Genomic DNA, 19,627 nt, shown 5'->3' on the forward strand with positions numbered 1-19,627 from the left:
CCGACCGGGCTTTGGACCGAGAACTGCTGAGCAACACCGTTGTGGACGGCGAAAACCTATCGACGGGTAGGTCCTTCTTCGGTCCTGGTGAGGAGATGTTGGCGGAGCAGGACCGGCATGCGAGGACGGCGAGGGAAACCTGGCACCGGAATCCGGTCACGGGCATCCTGACCGAGGACCCTGACGGTGTTCCGTTCGGTGAATTTGTTTACAGTGTCGGCGCGCACGGCCAAGAGGACGGTATAGCCGTGCCGACAGAGAAGAACCCGAAGCATGTGCTCCGGGACGGTGCGTTTGGTGGTGTGCTCCGGCGGCGCCCGAGCTTGCAAAACCTGGACAAGAAGTACGGGGTGGCGGTTCAGGCCTGCTCTCCGGCTGGCCAGAAAGGGACGACCCGCCGGGCCGGACTTTATGGTCCTGCCCCATTCGTCCCTGACCCTCTGGCGGTCACCAGCGACCTCCAGCACGTGGCCAACGAGACCGGGCGCGTCTCCTTCGGAGTCACCGCCCCGTACCAGCCCATGTATAACGTGGCCGAAGAAAAGTGGGCACATGTCCTGGACAGTGATGTGCGGGGGCGGCGTGGTCGGTGGGTGGAGGTCCGGCCGGAGCCCTCGGGCGACGCCCTCGACGAGCGTGCCCGCATCGGCGGTCTGCACACCGGTGACGGGCCGGTCTCGGTAGAGGACCGTGCGAGGGCGTTGCGTCTGCTCCGCGCGCTGCGACTGGCCTTCGGCGTGGCCGTCGAGGACCGCAGTGAGTATGACGAGCTGTGGCGTGGCATCTGCGCGCTGGAGATCATGCGTGCGGCCCCCGATTCGGCGCTCAGTGGCTTCGGGCCGTTCACGATGGACCTGTTCGATCGTGCCGCCCACAAGCACGTTGCGCTGGACGACGGCCAGATCATTGTGGACGGCGATCCGGGCCCTGACGCCTATCGCAAGCTGCTCAGGGCGGCCGTGCTCACCCGGCCCGGCACCACGCTGACCGAATTCGTCCAACTGCCGCAGATCTTCGGGCTGGCACAGTGGCTGGGGGGCACCGCGGACCTGGATGGCAGGGCTCGCCGCATCCTGCGCCTGGACGCCGACGCGGTGGTCGGGGAACCCGAGCTGTCACGGCTGTTCTGGGCGTGGGTGAAGGCCTGGGAATTGTTGAACCGGGTCTCAGACATGGCCGCGCTCGAAACCAAGGTCCTTCATCTGAAGCCGCAGCAACCGGCCCGGCCTGGCGAACTGCTCGAACTGGCCGCCCAGGCGGCGGCCGCGGGACGCGACCTGGACAACCCGACCGCGCTGGGCGCGTTTCACCTGGTGACGCTGGGAGCCTACGACCCGGAATCCGAGATGGTCGATTCCCAAGGCACGGCGTCGGGCCGCAACTGGGCCTGGGCCAAGGTGAACCCCAAGGTGGTCGACACAACCAAGGCGGCCTGGTCGCAGCAAAGGGGCCAGTATCTCACTAAGGTCCCTCTGACACCGACACCATGGCCTAGTGGTATGTACCTGGTGCGAGGTCTGATACCAGAGAGGCCTCAACTCAGACCCCCACACCTGCTTATGGCCCTGCGTTGGGGCCTCAGGTTTGAGGTGCCTTGGGACGAGGTCGCTGAGCTGTTGTTGCACGACCCGAAGATGAACGGGCTCGGCCTGGAGGTCGATGTCGCTCTTACTGCCGCGATGGAAGCGCCGCCGGCGGGCGGCGAGGCCCGGAAGAAGGACCCGCGAAGTGTCATCAGTGCGGCGATCGGCCGCATCGTGCACGCTGCACGTAACGGCATACTGCTGGAAAGGGCGGATCTTCCGGGACACTTCCGCCCCTTCTTGAAGGGGGCCGGCAGACAGTCAGCCCTGCTGGAGGACTTGGTATCGGCCATCGGACCGCGCGATGACCTTTCACCGGCGGATGCCGCACTGGTGGACGCTGCTGCCTTCTGGTCGGACAGCGCGCCGCGCGGCCCGGTCCCCCCGGACCTCTCCAGGCCTGACCAAGAGGCCGAGGCCCCTGCCGCGCTGTCCGCTCAGCGGCCGGGCCCCGCGACGAAGGCGGCCGTGACGACGGCGGCCACTGAAGGAACCACCTCGGACTCGGTGGCCGAGGCGATTCCGGACTCCGCTGGCCCCGTACAGGATTCCGACGCCACGGTCCCGGCTCCCGGCGTCGCGAAATCGGGGCCGGACGGGGTTCCGGACATTGTGGTGACGTCTCCTGAAGGGGAGTCGTCCGCCCCGGATATCGACCCCGCCCCGGACGTCGCCCCGTGGTATTTCGCTCATGGCGCGATGGGGCAGGCCGTCGTCCCCGAGTCGGTCGAGCAGGTGCAATTCGACAAGGGTGAGGCGGAAGCCTGGGCGGAGCGGATCAGTTCGCGTCTTGACCTGCGGGGGCCTGGTTCGCAAGAGGCTCTGCGTCAAGGAATCCGACGTGAGATATGCGATCTGCTGCTCACCCGCACGGCGCGGACGTGGGACGACATCCTCGCGGTCGGCCGCACTCTGGTCGTAGGCGGCCGACTGGTTTGGCTGCGACCGGTGATGCGCGACCTTACGCTCATTGGTCCGGTCCCGGACGGCGAATACGCCGTGGGCTTCGGGTCCACGGTGACCGGGGGGGAAAGCGGACGGGAGATCACTCGGGGGCTGGAAGCAGCTCCCTTCACCCTCCTGAATGTGGGGACCGGCGCGCTGAGCTCCGTGGTCGGAATCCCGGGCCCCCAACTCCAGGTGAGTTCATCCATAGACAGGTCCATTGACTGGACGCGTAGGGTCCTGTCAGGCCGCAAGCCGTTCATCACCAAGCTGAGCCGTTTCAGCGCCGGCCTTCAGATGGGCGTGTTCGTCGATGGTGTGGATGCCACTCACGCCCCCGTCCACCAGGTCACCGTCCCTGACCGGGTCCACGTCGACATTCCTTCCGTCTACAGCGGCGAGGACGGGCATCGCCCGAATTACATGGCCCCCGAGGCGGGGCCCATGCCCGCGCACGGCGATTCCTCCCCTTCCCAGGCCCGCGATCTGCTTCTGGCGCTCAACGTCACTCCCCTTATCGCCGGGTTGCACCGGAACATGCTCGCCGCTGGGCTGACCGCCCCGGCTGTGCGGAACATTCTGAACCGGGCCAAGATGAACTCGGCGAAGGGTTTCCTGAGCGAGCAGACCGCCCGCAACCGTTTTCTCTGGTGGCGCAGTGGGGATTCGTCCAACGGAATCGAGACAAGCGGGCCGTTCAACAAGTTCCGAGGTCACCTGCGTGTCGTCGGCTACACGATCGAGAGTCTCCAGTATCTCGGGGACAGCAAGGTCGGCACTCGCGACGACATCGGTGCAGGAGGTAACAGTGCCGCCGAAACCGAGGGGGCCTCGGATGTCGCGCTGGGCGTGGGTTACAACAGCGCCGGGCTCGGCGGTGGGGACTCGGGGGCCGGCGGGGGTCACCAATCCGGCGAGGACTCCGCGGTCGAGGTGAAGTCCCTGGTTCCGGCGGGCAGTTTCTCGCTCGAACTGGGCCGGAACGCAGGCCACTCCAGAGGGACTGGGCATCTGAGCCACACGGTGCTCAACGACGATGGCTTGCAGTCCGACTACTGGGCCAAGTTCAAATTCGTAGTGGTCTTCGAATCCACTCACAGGATCGCTCCGGTAGTAGTCATCACCGACGGAGTAACCAGTGTTCCGCGGGGGGATGCGGCGGACTTCGTGAAGAAGACCGTCGGCGAGGAATGGTCCTTTGACCTAAACGGCTACCGGGTGTTCGCCCCTCCGCCCAAGCCCCGCATCCCCCCAGGGCTGTCGATCCCCGCGCCGATGTTCCGGTTCCCTGAGGAGATCAACGAGCTGTCGGCACCTCACCCGCGGGAGCCGCTGGCGTTGGCCTCCCGACGAGGTCTCGGTTTCGCTGTGCCGATCGCTCTGGCAGGTGTCGAGACCCTTCAGCGGGACATTCGTGATGCCATCAGTCAGCTCCACGCCCAGAGCGGCCCCCGGAAGCTCCAGAAGCGTCAGACGCGGAGGATCCAGCAGGTCCGGGAGCTCCAGAGCACCCAGGAGGCTCCGGTACTCCAGGAGTCGCAGGAGCCTCAGGAGGCTCCCGGGGTCCAGGAGCCCCGGAAGCTCAGGAAGACCCGCAGGCCCAGGACGACCCGGAACGTCGTGCGGCCCCGGAAGCTCCAGAAGGCCGAGAAGAACGACTGGGCCTTCGCAGACCGGGACCTGGCAGTCGCCTACGGCCGGCCGGCCTGGGAAGCGGACCTGAACCAGGCGCTTCTAGGGGTCGAGCGCACCATCGAGATCGGTGGACGTCTCTACGATGTGAGCGCGAAGGCGGTGTGGGGCGACCGCATCGACGGGCCCAGTCCACTGGCCGACTCCGTCAGCGAGGACGGCACCACAGCCACGGGCGAGAACTTCCGCATGAAGGTCAACACCAGGACCGTGTCCTCGTCCATCACATCCGGCCAGCGCGGTACGGGATGGAACCTCAGGACGGCCCTCGGCGGTGGCGCCCGCTTGACCTTGCCCGAATTCTGGGTCTTCCCTTACCTGCGTCTCCAGTTCGGGGCGCTTCGCGGGACGTTCAGCGTGGACCGGGACAACAGGAACACGCTGAGCGGTGCTGTCGCGACCTACCGCCGGACGGAGACCGATGGGATTGTTCACGAACATCGCTACCCGATGTCGGTGGAATGGCGGGTCACCTCGGTCAGGGACAGGACCCAATTCCTCACCGGCCGGCTTCCCATCGTGTCCCGTCTGGTCGTACCGGAGGACCACGCCGCTGAAGAACCCGTCACGGTGGAGGAAGCGAGGAAGGCACAGGTAAGCCGCCCCAAGCGTTTCACGCAGGCGGACGCGCAGACGTTGGTGCGGGCGGCTGCCCGTCCTGTTGAGGAAGGGCCTGCCACGCGGGCGCAGGCAGTGGTGGAGGCGCTGTCGGAGGCGTCGGCGCTGGCGGCGACGGTGCGGGCAGCCCGTCCCGTGGAGCCGGGACAGCCCGGCACGCAGGCGCGGGCGCTGGCGGACGAGGTGACGCGAGCACAGGCACTGGCGGAGGCAGAAGTGCGGGCGGCCCGTCCCGCGGAGCCGGAGCGGCCCGTCGCGCAGGCGCTGGCGGTGGCGCGGATGCTGGCGCAGGCGCTGGCGCGGGCGGCGCAGCCCGCGGTGGAGACGGAGCGGCCCCTCACGCGGGCACAGGCGGTGGTGGAGTCGGTGGCGCAGGTGTCGGCGCTGGCTGCGGCGGTGCGGGCAGCCGGCCCCGTGGAGGGGGAGCGGCCCGCCACGGATGCACTGGCGCTGGCAGACGCCGTGACGCGCGCTCAGTCCTGGGTACGGGAAGTGCTTCCGGCGGAGTTGGAACAGCCTGCCTCGCAGACGGCGCGGGGCACCCGCCTCCAGCGCACCACACCGGCGGAGAGGACCCTGGCCGCGCAGGAGAAGGCGGAGCGGAAGGAGCGGAAGCGGGTGCGGGCCGCCGCGCGGAAGTCGGTCTGGGCGCAGGCGCGCGTGCTGGCGAAGGAGTGGCAGGTACTGGCGCGGAAGCAGGCGGTGAGGGGCACCCGCCTCCAGCGCCCCCCGCAGGCAGAGGTGAAGGCACGGGAGAAGGCGGAGCGGCGTGCGCTGACACGGGCGGAGCAGGGAACTCCCGCCGAGCACATCGTGCAGCTGGGAGCGCGGGCGCGGGCGGATCGGCGGGAGAGGGCACAGGCGCGGGTGCAGGCGGAAGCTCTGGCAAAGGCTCGGGCGAAGGCGCTGGAGGAGGTGCGGGCGGTGCACGCGTCTCTCCCTCAGGGACCGGATTCGTCCTCGTCCCCCGGCCAGTGGCTGGATCTCTCCGACGGTGCCCAGGGCGTCTATCCTGCTTTCTATCTCATGCCCGAGCTGGCTCAGCTCGGCGCCCGGATGTACGCCGACCAGAAGTACGCCGGGGAGCGCAACCCGGTGGAGCGGCAGCGCCTGATCGATGCCTGGGTCGCCGACCCCTCGGGCTGGCCCCAGGGGATCAAGGACCTGGCTCATCCCTCGATCCTCAGCTCCCACTTCGGCCCGGCCGTCCTTCCGGGAGGCTACGAGGAGGGACTGCCCAAGGAGGGCGGGTACAACCACGCGCTGCGCCTGAGGATCCACGTGTACAAGCGGGCCGGCATCAGGAGCAGTACGGCTATCGAGGTCGAGCAGTACTCCAAGGCCGCCGCGACCCACAGGTACGCGCGGGCGAAGAGTTACGGCCTGGGCCTGATCGGCTCCGTAGGCCCCCAGGCCCGGTTCGGCTCCGATGCGGCGAACGGTGACCACGCCTCCGGTGCCGGCGCCCGGGTCAACGCGGTGGTCCATGCGAAGGCCATCAAGAACTGGGGACACTCGGAGGGCGACGACACCGGCTCGATCGACATCTCACGGCTCAGCCACTTCGGCCGTCGCGATGGGGTCCGGATCTTGCGCAACGACGTGCTGTTCGAGCTGACCTGCACCCGCTGGCGCGGCGGCAAACTCACTGAGGTAACCGAGTACCTGCTCGCTCCCCATGCCCTCGATGCGCTCGTCTCCAAGCGTCGACTCGAAGACATCCTCACCCTCCCCACTCCAGCCGCTGCCACCGACCAGAACCCGAACGGTCCGATCGAGCCCGACAGTGCGGCTTCGGGCGTGGACCGGACACAGTCATCGGAGAAGACCCGGACCTACCTCGACCCCGGCCTGATACCGGGCATTTCGCATCCCGAGATCATTCGCGGGGATGTCCTTGACACGATCAATGACCGACTGCGGGCACGGGGGGTCGTACGCGTCGAGAACGGGAACAAGGAGCCGCGCTTCGACGATCTCCAGCAGTCCCTGAAACCGGCCTACTCCGCCGACGGGTTGCAGACCCATTGGTATGCCCTGACCAACCAGGGCTACTTTCGCTGGTTCCCGGTCATCAATTCGCTGGGTGTCACCGAATACCTGTGGGTGAACGTCACGGTGGCGGAACTCGGCCGTCCCCAGGGGCAGCGGCCGCGCGACGAGACGAAACTCACGCTGCGCAGCGAGTCGGTGGACACGACGTCCCGCAGCGAGGAATTCGGCTGGATGTTCTCCGGCGGCGTCGATGTTCGTGTGCGGGGTGGAGACGGCGAGGGACACGGCGGGGTCGAGGCCGTGGCCGAGTACTTCAAGTCCTCGAGTACGAGCGACGGTGACACCGAGAAGACGGTCGGAATCCATCGCGCCAACATCAAGGGCGGCTCGGAGGAGTTCGGACACGACGTCAAGTTCCGCATCGAGATGGGGATGACCACCGAACTGCCGGAACTGCTGAGGGTGTTCTCACGTACGGCGAACAGGATCTCGCGCCTGACCCTGGATGCCGGCGTCCCCGCGCATGGCATGCCCACCGCCATCTGGCACGACCCGGGGAACGAGGCCGACCGGCTGGTGAAGGGGAAGGTGCGATTGCTCGTACCCCGCCACCTCACCGACATGGTCGAGCAGTCGCAGCAACAGTGGCCCCTCGACCTCACTGCGGTGCGCGAGACCGAGGTCGCCTGGCAGCCGCCCCTTCCGAAGAAGGGGCCGGGGTCCGGCTCCCCGCGTACCTCGCCGCCCGACGTGTTCCTGCGGAACCTTCATCCGCTGACCTTCCCGGCCGCCGCGTCCATCGGACGCTGGGCCGGCCTGACCGTCATACCTCACCGCACGGCGCCCATCACCGAGGTCGGCCGCCCCCCGAAGATCGTCGGCCTGGAATTCGCCACCGTGGCGGGTCTGGTCTACAAGCACCACACCGGCAGCAGCATGCTGCGGCCCCGTATCGAGGACTTGTTCAAAAGCCTGGCCGAGATTCCGCTCGCCGACGGATCCGCCATCGTGGGCCTGGAACTGGACAGCGCCGACATTCTGGGCGCCCCGGAAGGCTTCGTTCTCAAACAGCGGCGATACAAGCAGTTCGACGATGCACCGGTGCACGAGGAGGCGAAGAGCAGCGGCATGCTGTTCGCGGCCGGCCCTGAAGGCGGCGGCCCGGTGGACGAGCACGCGATGTACGGGAGTGTGCCGGTCGACATCGTGTACCAGGAGGACAGCACAAGCCGGAGCGCCGAGCTGGGCGAGACCGACGAACGGAACAAGGAGAGCACGCGGCCCTACCGGTTCTACCGCTTCGGTGTCACCGTGGACGTCGAAGGGCCGCAGGGCACGGTGCGGATGAAGGTTCCCGGTGGCCTCTTCGGCATGCTGCCGATGAACGCGAAGAGCGGCAAGCTGGAAGACGGCCTGGAAGACGACCCCACCGTGGGCGCTCTTCTTCGCCCGAAACCGGCTCAGCTCGAGACGCCGCCCACGGACACCGAGCCGGGCGCCCAGCCGGAGGCCGTACCCGAGACCGCCCCGCCGCCCGTTCCTGAGGACCAGCCCGCTCCCGAACCGGTGGTCGCTCTGGTGGACGCGGCGGCGGCTCGGCCGGGAATGCTGGAATACGAACTGGGCAAGCACCCGCAGGGGCTGGACTTCCCCGGGCTCGATCACGTGGCGCGGTACGCACCCGCGACGATGCTTGGCGAGACGGCGGCCGAGAAATACCTCGATGGGCGTGGAGGACCGCGCCCCCCGCAGTTGTCTGCGTTCGGGCCGACCGCGGATCACGGTCTGGTCATGAACACGACCCTCCAGACGCAGAACGTACGGAACAACGTCCAACGCCTCTTCGAGCAGAGTCTCGCTCTGACCACACTGGGCGACAAGGGGCCGGTCCTGGGTGCGCGGGCGGGGGTGCTCCGGCGTCAGGGCGGTCCGGCGGTCATGGAGCGGCCGGACGGCGACCACGTGGAGCGCGACCGCCAGGACTCCGACCAACTGACGTACCCCTACGGCGGAAACTTCACGTACGTCGTCGCCGGCCCGCACGGACACGTGATCGAGGTGGACCCGGGTCTGCCCTTCACGGGGCTGCTGTCCGCGGCCCGGGCCGAGGAACTGGCGACGCGGTTCCCTTCCCAGGCTGTCCACCCGGAGGCGGTGGAGCTGGCGGACGACCCGACGGCGAGGGATGCCCGGACGAGGGAACTGACAGACCGGCTCGGAGCCCTGCCCGCGGACGAGCGCTTCACGGCCGACCGGCCACTGCACCTGGTCGCCGACCTGAACGGCTCCTCGCGGCGCGACGACTACATCCGTTCGGCCCGCTCTCTCGCAATGGCCACTCGTCAGCCGGTGGACCTGGCAGTCGTCCATTACAAGGACGGTGTGGCCGACCACCTGGAACACCACATCATCGACCCCGAACGCAGCGAGCACTCGGGGGCTGAGACCGCACACAGTGACAGTCGGGACTTCCTGGCGCAGCGCGCCGCCCGGTTGGCGGTCGCTCGGGAACTGGTCAGGGAGAGCGCCAAGGAAACAGAGTCCGCCAATGACACCCGGAGCGCCGCGGAAGAGGCGCTGAGAGCGGCGCAGATCATCGACCCGCGGTCCTTGGAAGAGATGAAGGAAGTCCGGGAGCAGGCCGAGGAGACGGCTGCGAGGCTTCAGGGAATCAACGACTGGGTGAACCGGAGGGACGGCCAGGCTGCCACGGCGGCTCAGGTCGCCGCGGCGGACCAGGCAGCCGAGGCGGCCAAGAACGCGAACCAAGACGTGATCGACCGCACGGCGCGGATCAACGTCCGGGACAGGGCACGCGAGGACGCGCGGTACGCGACGGAGCTGCAGGGCCGGTACGAGCAGGAGTTGCGGGAGGCTTCGCGCGTCGCCCGCGTCGACGCGGAATCCCGCCGGCTCGCCCGGCGCGAGGGCGAAGCTCGTGCCGCTGTCGCCGAGAACCGGTCGGACCTCTCCGGCAGCACACCGGCCGACGCGGTCCGCATCGCGTGGAAGACCACCCCGGGCGGCTACGCGCTGCCCGGCAACAACGACGAATGGGCCGCGGCCTACAGGGCTCACGGACTCCTCGGGTTCGACTCGGAGACCCGTGTGCTCGCACTGCCCGACCCGGGACCCGACGGCACCTACACGATTCGCGGCAGAGATGTGTCCCAGGACGAGCTGGCCGACGGGATCGCAGCCGTGCTCACCGCCGAGGAGGCGCAGCCACCACACCGCCTGGCCCTTCTCGGCCCGCACACCGCCGGACTCGCGGCGGCCCTGAGCACGCGTCTCGCGCGTCACACCGTGGACGTCATCGGCGCTCAAGCCGGGCTCGATCCTGTGCGGCCGACCACGAAGAAGCTCCACAAGGTCTCCGTTCCCGTCGCGGCTCCGCAGCCGACGGGATGGACGGCCTATCGCTCCGGCGAGGCCGTGCCGATGGGACGGCCCGGCCCTCGCGCCTCCCTCACCGACCTGGTGAAGGAACTGACCGAGCTCAAGCCCCCGGCCGTGCCGGAGTCCCCGGCCGACATGGTGGCCGCAGCCCTGGCCGGACCCACGTCTCCGGCCGCACCCCCGGCCGCACCGGCACCTGCACCAGCGGCCGAGACGGAGGCGGCTGAGGCCCTGCCGACTGAAACGGCCCCGGTGACCGAGCCGGCTGTCCAGCAGCAGGCCGTTCCCGAGACTGACGCGAAGGCCGGGAACACATCGGCAGGACCCGAGGTCACGGCGGACCTCCCGCCGACCGAGCCCGCCTCCACGCCGGTGGACAAGAACGTGCGTGTGGGTCCGTTGCCCCCCGGCGGCCCGTCCTCGTCCAAGGCCGTTCGCGACCGTCTCCGCCGTCTCCGCCGTCGTGTCCTGGCCGCGGTGCGCCCCTCCGTGACCCCTCGTGTGCCCATCGAAGAACTCCTGACCAGTGTCAGGGTGGGACGCGCGCAGGACGAGACAGCGGTGGCAGTGTGGTTGCCGGAGTCCGCGCAGCAGATGTCCCCCGACGATTCCGCGGCCGTCGACGTGCTGGGGGAGCTCGCCCTGAGGGACGAGCTCGTGTTCGTGAACGGTGAGGTCCGCGACAAGGGCTTCGTCTTCGGTGACCGCTGGGTCTCCCCGGCGGCCCTGGCCTCCGTCCTCGCCCTGAGTGCGCCGGGACGTATGCCGGTCCTGATGATGCCGGGCGCTGACCGGGTCGCCCCGCTGCTCGCCGCGGAACTGGGCCGGCCCGTCGAGGGGGGCAGGTACGGCCTCGTCCTCGACCCGATGACCCGCAGCGTGCGGCCGGGCCGGCCGCAGCGCCTGCCGGACGCTTCTGTTGACGCGAGCCCGGACACCGAGAGCTACCGCATGTTCGCTCCCGGGGACCGAAAAGGTAAGGGTGTTCCCACGCCGGGCATCAGAACCGTCTCGGACGACGGACCCCCCGCGCACCTGCCCTCGCCGTTCGTCCTGGCGACGGGTGACCCGGTGGACGCCGATCCGGCGATCCGGAGCATTCTCGTCCCCTTCCGCGGCCTGCCGTACATAGCCGAGCTCATGGCCCTGGTACGCCAGGAGTTGGGGGCGAACGCCGACAAGGTCCCGGCCGTCGTCTGGGACCGGCTGCCGTACCGTCTGCTCGCCCAGTACGCCTACCAGGTGTCCGGTTCGGAGGAAGGCCAGATCACCGGGCTGCCGCTCCAAGTCGGCCCGTTCGAAGTGCTGTTCTCCATGAACCCGGACCAGCCGCACACCGTCGTCAACGCGGCTTCGCCTGCCGTGCGCCCCGCCCTGGAGACGATTCCCGAGCTGCCCGAGACCGAGGAGAGCGAGCCCGCGGCGGCCGGTACCGTCACCTCGGAGCCCGAGGAGCCTCACCACGGCACCGAGACCATTGACGGTACGTTCGCCACGGGCGGCTACACCCGGGCTCAGTCCGGGGCCACGGGCGCCACCCGGCTCGGGATCGCCGCGAAGTGGGGCATCGGCGTGCCGACCGTGCCTGCGCTGCAGGCGGCGCGCGTAGGCGTGAGCGCCGGCTTCACGGCCAACGTCTCCCGGCGGAGCGCGAGCACGACGGAGTACGTCGAGACGGGCATCGTCGAGACCACCCGCAACGACAAGCCCAAACTGACGTCCTGGCGCCCGAACATTTCGATACGAGTCCGCACCGACAACAACACGAAGTGGTCGGACGTCGCTTCGAAGAGCCTGCCGGACCCGGGTACGGAGCGACTCCTCCTGTGGGCGCCGACCCACTATCTGCAGAAGGCGCCCGCCCAGGTGGCAGCGACCGCCACGGGCGGCTTGGAGACGCAGCTCCCGGAGACCTACTACGTCTCCGGGCTGACCAACCTGCCGAACGTGGTCGACGACATGACCGAGGTCATGAATGACGAGGGTCTGTCGCTGCCTCTCGTCGGCACTTCACTCGCTGAACTGAAGCAGAAGCTGTGGGCCGTCCGCCCTCACCTCAACGAGGCCGTCAACGACGTGGCGGAAGGCTACCCGTTCGCGATCCACGATCGGCGCGGCAGGACCATTGCCACGGTCGTGTTGCGCGCCCGCAGGCTCAAGAGGCCGCCCAGGCGTGTGGGCGCGACCAGTAACCAGGCCCACCTCGAGGCCGTGCGCACCGCTGTCGACTCCGTCGGCGGAGGGCACACCCTCAACCAGTCCGAGAAGATCGCGGTGACGGGAGAGGCCGGCTGGATCGAAGGGGTGGGGCTGGGCGGCAGCGTCGGGCTGGAATTCGTCCCGTCGACGGCCAGCACCGTCTCTGCGGGACGTACCGACATCGCGGTGACCGTCCCGAGGAAGCAGTCCAATACCAACGCCTACGAAACGTACTTCGAGATCAGCGCAGAGATCTCGGTGGTCGGCAAGGACCCTGTCTCCACGCCCTGGAGGCCGAGCAGCGGGCTCCTGCGGATGGGGGAGGCCGACGCGTTCAAGCACGGCTTCCCCGTCGACCACAGCGCCGTCCCGAAGGTCTTCCCGCTCGTGCACGTCGACGGATTCGACCGGGTCGAATACCGCCCGGACATCATCAGCAGCAGTTTCAAGCCCGCCGACGAGATCAGGACGCCGCCGCTCTCCCTGATGAATGGCGAGGGCGTCGGCATGGGCTACGTGAGAATCGACCCGCAGACCGTACAGGAAATGCGGAACTACCTCACACAGGTGGCGGCCGAGTACGGCTTCGCGGTGCTTCCCGGCCAAGCGTCGATGCGTAACCGCTCCTGGTACAGCCACGGCAGTGGGCAGGAGATGCGGATTGAGAACAAGGAAAAGCTGAGGAACGCCGTATCGCAGCGCGGGTTGGAGACGCACTTCGACGTAGCGCACCAGGACGGCCTGTCGTTCACCCTGAGCCTGCCGAAGGGCACGCTCGGAATGGACTTCGGTGACTCCAAGATGGAGGTCACCATCAGCGCCGCCAAGGGCAGCCAGGACCCGAAGCATCTGGGCAGCACCGAAGAGGACCAGCTGGCCTACCTCTCGATGGCCGGGGACAGTGCGAACTACGCGGTGTCCGGAGCCCGCAAGCTCAGTCTCTCCGTGCGCTTCAGCGCATTCGTCAACAAGCTCCGCGCAGGCGCCATGGGGTTGGACCTCAGCGTGCAGACCGGCGCCGCCCAGCAGGTCTCACGGTTCATCAACCGGCCTGGCCTGGCGGAGACGAAGTTCTTCGAAGAGTGGGAACAGCACACCAACTGGGTCGTCAAGGTGCGGATCCAGTCCTCCGGCGTGCCGGGCTGGGCGCGTCCCGGCATCCGCGCACTGCCTGAGAAGGTGCTCAACGACCAGGTGAGCCGCGCGCTCGTGCCACCTGTCAGCGACGACGTGTACCGGGACGACACCACGCTCCCGAACACTCCGGCGAGTGCGCTGCTCAACGCACATATCGCCCACGTGAACGCGAAGGGCTTGCTGCCCGCTGCCGCAGGCCCCCTGAAGGACCTGACGGGCAGCCCGCAGAGCCCGTCCGGCCAGCAGGTGGGCAAGTTCACGCGCCTCATCCGGTCGCACTTCAAGGAGAGCCTCAACGACGCGTACACCACCGACGGGCCTTTCGACTCCGGGCTGGTGCGAGACACCCACGGCATGGTGGACGTCAAGACGCTCCTGGGGAAGTCCACCTTCATGGGTCTCAGCGACCGAGCAGTCGTCACGGGCATGATCACGCTTTTCCAGTCCACGGTGACCACCACCGACACCAGAAGTTACGGCTTGAGGTGGGTGCAGTTCGACCTCACCACCGGCGGCGTGGTCCCCGCGGACGAGTCCGCCGTCTATCTGCAGGGAAGTGCGTCCAGCGCCCGCCAGTGGCAGCTCAACACCGCGACCAGCACAGGCCGCGGCGCTGCCCACGAGAGTCTTCCGCTCAACTTCGAACGCGTCGCCGCCTTCCGAGTGCCCGCTGATTTCATCGTCACAAGCCGTCAGGAAAAGCGCGGCAAGTTCTGGTGGTCCGCTTACAGCAGTGGCGAGGAGAGGGTGTCCGGCCGCGCTGCGGAGTTCTGGCTGCCGATTTCCGACGCGCTCAAGGAGTACGCGACAGGAGTGCTTCCTCTTGGGGACGCCTCTCTCCTGTCCATCCTGGAGGGTTGGGAGAACGGCGAGGTCAAACTGTCGGGGAACACCCTGGCCGGTGCGCTTCTCCACCGACTGAACCACCCCCGTAAGGCCAAGGCCGTCACCGTCCGCCTGCTGGAGGTCGCAGAGAAACTGGCCCAGCTCCACCGCGACGGCGGCTCGCCCATCCTGAGCGAACAGGTGCGGGAGGACTTCAACGAGGCGTTCCACGAGAATCTGGCCGACCCCGAGCTCGGAGTCTCGCTGCCGGACTACCTGCAGTTGGGCAACCCCGACGGCAACCTTCTGGGCCACGCCGGCGTTCGCAGCCTGACGTACGACGACGGCCAGACGACACTCAAGATCGTCAGTGACCTGCTGGAGAAGGTCGCACCCGGTCTGCTGACCTCGCATGCAGCGCTGTGGACCGGCAAGGGCCGCCGCCTCGGCCGCACACAGCTCGTCGTCGACTCCCTCCAGGCGATGTTCGCCGTAGGCCGCGACCACGCCATGTGGGACAACCTCCTCGCCCCCGGTGGATACCAGGTCATCTTCACCAATCCGGTCGGCTGGCTGCTCGCGGACTATGTCGTACTCGACCTGCGGGCCTTCTTCACCACTGAGCCGGTCCTGGTCGACTTCAAGGACGACACAGGCCAGGAGTCCTACGAGCATCAGACGCTGAACAACTCGCTCACCAAGTCGATGAGCACCGGCCAGTCCGCCACCGTCGCGAGATTCGGTGGCGGTGCGTCGCCCGGCAGCGGATCGGGTGGCCTCAGCCTCGCCACCGGAAGCGCCCGGAATGTCAATCACCACGAGGTGAAGACATCGGAGAACACCATTGGCAGCTTCGCCGGAAGCGCGATCCTCGAAGCCCGCCAGAAGACGGTGGTCACGGCGCGCCGCGTGAACCTGGCGGGGCGTCCGCTGCACGACGTGATCATCAACTGGTACCGCGGGCGGGACCAGACGAGGTCCGTCACCCAGGACTCCACCCACGAGGGCAGCCTGGTGCTCTCGGTTCCCAGGGGTGTGGGGGACTACAAGCGCGTCAACGGTCCATTGGCGCCGCGTGACCTTCGGCGGCTGCCCCAGCTTGTGGGCGACCTGCACGTGGTGGGCTTTCTGACGGACCAGGCGCTGCCAGCGGTGACGAAGCTGCTCACCAAGGCGTTCGGTCCGTACGCCGACGGTGAGAGGAAGCTCTCCGCGTTCGCGCTGCGGGAGCTGATGACCGTCAGACACCTGGCCCATCACCTGCTGGCGGCCACGGGCGAGGAACAGGAGCTGCTGCCCGACATCTTCATGCCCGGCCACTCCTCGAAGCGCATGAGGGTACTGGCCTACGTCGAGACGTTCGATCTCCAGGTGCTCGGGAAGGTCGACGAAAGCGGCAGCGGCCGCTACAACAAGCACCAGAGCGGCACGACGGTCACCACGAGCAGCGACCCCTGGCGGCCGACGGTCTCCGCGGGCGGCAGCGGAAACGGCGGCATCCACCAGGCCAACCCGCCGGTCTCCATGGACGGCTCACCGGCCGACACCTTCACCCGCACCTCCAGCGCCAACTTCGCCGGCGCCGCCAACCTGAACTCCAGGGACGAGCAGCACGGCAAGGAGAAGGGCCCGATGTATGAGGTCCGGGTCCGCACCAAGGGCTGGGTGAGGGGCGAGCTGTCCTCGCGGCACCTGCTGTTGGGGCCCTTGCGGGACTTGCTGCGCCTGCTGGGGTGGCAGACCCCAGGCGGCGATGTGCCCGGGGAGCAGTTCTCCGGGGACTTCTTCCTACAGATGCACCAGAACCAGATCGACAAGCTGCGGGCGGACCTCGCCGCGCAGAGGGACAAGGCCGTCGCCTCCCGGCGCGAGGACTGGCAGGCACTGCGCCACGCCCCGGAGGAAAACCTGTCCTCCCTGGTCGCCAAGGCGGGGCGTCGCTGGGCCCGCCTCAACCCGGCACGGCTCTACGCGGAGGTCGCCAGGGACATCCGCGCCGCGCACGCGGACACCGGGCTGCGCGGTCTGGTCCTCCGCTATGACCCGCGGGATCTGGCCGCCGAGGCCTTCCGCGACACGGTCGCCTGGGCGGTCACCAGCATCAGCGGCGATCTCGACGCCCTGGCCCAGCAGGATGACGCGCAGGCGTCCGAGGCCGAGTCCCCGGCCCGGCAGAGGGCGCGCGCGTCCCTGGCCCAGTACGAGGGCTGGTCCGGGGCGTTGCCGGACCTGCCCGACCTCACCGTCGGCCTCAACGACATCATCCGCACCGTTCAGCAGACACGGACCGAACTCTTCCCGCCCGTCGAGGTCTCCCCGGAGGCTGCTCTCCCGAAGCCGGCCCGCCCGGAGCTGGAACTGCCGCTGCTGACCCGGTACATCGGCCTGTCGGCCCCCCTCCTCGCCCGCGACCTCGCACACGATCTCCACGTGCCGGTCCTGCTGACGACACGTACGTCCGACGGCAGCACCAGCAAGCACTGGGCGCACCCGTCCGGCCGCGTCCACCCCTTTGACCCGCGCTCCTTCGACGAGGAGACCCTGACCGCCGGCCTTGCCGAGGACGCCGGGATACTCACACCCGGGACACGCGCCGCAGCCGACGCCCATGGGCTGGACGACAGCGACATGGTGTACGTCTACCGGACCTCCTGGAACAGAGGACTCGACTTCGAGCAGGGCGTGTCCGCCGAGGTCGAGCTGCGGGTACAAGCGCTGGCCGCCCTGGGAGCGCCCGCGGGGACGGAGCGGGCGGAGGAGGAGAGCGCGGCCGAGGGCGTTCCGGGCAGTAACGCGGATCCCGACCTCATTTCCTTCGCCCCCGCCCCTGCCTCCGCTTCTCCGGTCGAGGTCGAGGACGGGAGTGGGGTGGACTGGGACGCTCTGCGTGATGAGGTGCTGCTGGCCCTGAGGGCGGAACTGGGGCGTTCCGATGTGGTGCCTGATATATCGGAGGTGAAGCGGGGCTATGCCGCGCTGCTGCCTGTCTGGGAGCAGCGGGAGACACTCCCCGATGAGGATGCCGTGCGGGAGGAGCGTGGTGGGCTGATCGCGCGCAGCATCCTTTTCGACGCCACTGAACATGCCTTCGCTCTTGCGGTCGAGAACGAGGACCGGAGCGGGCCGGACTGGGATCCTGCCGTGTACAGCGATGTATTCCGGGCGTTGGCGAAGGATCTGAAGCGGCCTGATGTTGTGCCCGAGAGCGAGATGCCGGCGGTGGTGGCGCGGTGGCATTCTGTGCTGCGTCCTACCTGGCACGTAAACACCAGCACCAAGGAGCGTGCTGCGCAGATCGCGCGCTGCATCGTGGGGCTCCCCACCAAGGTGCGGGGCCGGGGCGGGGCACCTGGCGCCGGGGCATCTCGGAGGAATGCTGCCAGGCGCGGTGGCTTGCCCAGCCGCGCCCGGCAGGCCGTCGACGAGGCACTCGTCGCGCTGGGCTTGGCGGAGGAGGAGGCCCGGAGCCGCGCTCGCGAGCATGCGGAGGTGGTGCTCAGTCTCAAGGGCGGCGATGTGCCCTGGGGCGAAAACCTGCGTGTCGAGAACTTTGTTTATTTGATGGTCGAAACACGCACGGCGGTAACACCCGACGGGCGGGCACTGCTGCGCCGGTTGTTGGACTTCCCGAAGGTTCTCCAGGCGGCGACCAGATACCGGCCTTTCTTCGAAGCGCTCGAGAAGAGCCCGGTGCTGGTGGAGCTCTTGGCCGAGGCGCCGATGCTGCTCGACTCGATCACCAACCGTGGCCTGCCCATGGCAGGGACAGATCAGGCCATGCTCGCCGTCCTGGCCCGGTCCGAGGTCATCCAGGCGCTGGAGGAGGAGGTGGTGCTGCGGCAAGGGTTCTTCGGGGCCCCGAACGTACTGAAGAACTTGGACGGTGACCTCGATGTGGTGCGGGCCGTGTACGAGGAGGACGGAGGCGACCTGTACCACCTGGTGTCCCGTGTCCCCGCAGTGGGTGCCGCGCTACGGTCCTTCGGGGACGGCAGCGTGGCGGTGGCCAGGCGGTTCGCCTCGGAGGCCGGAGTCATCGGCGCGCTGTTGACCATGTCGTCCCGCCACCCGGAAATTTCGGTGGACTACGAACTGCTGCTGCGGGACGAGGAACTGCTGCGGGTGCTGCGTCCCCATTCGGATCTGCTGGTGGCGCTGCTGGCCGCGCCCGTGCTCTGGGATGCGGCGCGCGATGAGGACATCGGCAGCCGTGTGATCGAGGTGCTCAACGGCGCGCCGGAGCTTGTTGACGCGTTGGAGGACGCGCCGTGGTTGAGCGAGCGGCTGGCCCGCGACATCCGGCTGACCGGCAACGTCGATTTGCTGTCCGCGGCCGCAGGAAACCCGGCCGTGGCCACCGTCGTAGGACTCAATCCACATGCCTTCGACAAGTTCAAGATGATGGACGACAAGGATGTCCTGGCCGAGCTCCGCCAGACCAAGGACCCCTTGGCTTCTGGCAGCGCGTCGCAGACCGAGCCGGTCCAGCCGCTGACCGATGCGGAAATGGACCCGTTCAAGTCTCCCGTGTCCATGGTGGTCCACCTTCGCACGGTCAGTCCGGTATGGAAGGCCTTGATCAAAAATGACCCAGAAGTGCAAAGGACGCTGCTGAAGGAGCCCGACCTGCTGCGTATCCTCACGCAGCACGCCCACCATCCGGGCAACCCGATCACCCTGCGCCGGCTCCTCGCACCACAGAACGGGGACCTGCGGAAGGTCTTCATAGAGGGCGTTGTGTCGAGCACGGTGCTTCCCATCGCACTCCGCCACTACTCGGTCTGGTCAAGCTTCCAGCAGGTGGATGACACCCGATGGAACATGCGCGAACGGAACAGCATCGGTGCCTTTGTCATGCCTCCGGAGAAGGATGGCGCGAGGGAGCCGGCGGTGTACCAGTTCCCGGAGATTGCGGGTCTGTCGGAGAACGGTCGGCGGGCGTGGCGCTTTCCGCACATCGCACGCCTGTCGAGCCTGGTTCCCGAAGCGTTGGAGATGGTGAGCGAGGTACGGGGATTCCACGAGGTCGTACGCGACGACTCCCGGTTTGTCTGCTCGCTGACGAAGTCCCTGAGCCCCTTGGCCGCACTGATCAGAATGCAGCATGATGCGCTGCCGGTGCTGGCTGCCCATGACGGCGCCCTGAGGAAGCTGATCACCAAGCGCTCCCGGTTTGGCAATGAGCTCGTCCGGAACCCGGAGCTGTTCTCGCAGGTCATCAAGAATGTGAAGGA

General features: G+C 68.1%; 1 protein-coding gene (cut by a window edge). It reads left to right on the forward strand.

Annotated elements, in window-relative coordinates; all coding sequences use genetic code 11:
• The first annotated feature begins 11 nt into the window (after positions 1–11).
• Positions 12–19,627 carry the 5' end (the start) of a lonely Cys domain-containing protein gene (locus ACIREO_RS08935; RefSeq protein ID WP_404106791.1) on the forward strand. 35,575 nt of this gene lie beyond the right edge of the window, so 19,616 of the gene's 55,191 nt are visible here — the first part of the coding sequence; it begins with the start codon at positions 12–14; its stop codon lies off the right edge, out of view.

Origin of the sequence: Streptomyces sp. NPDC102441 (assembly GCF_044765585.1) — a bacterium.
Taxonomy (GTDB): Bacteria; Actinomycetota; Actinomycetes; order Streptomycetales; family Streptomycetaceae; genus Streptomyces.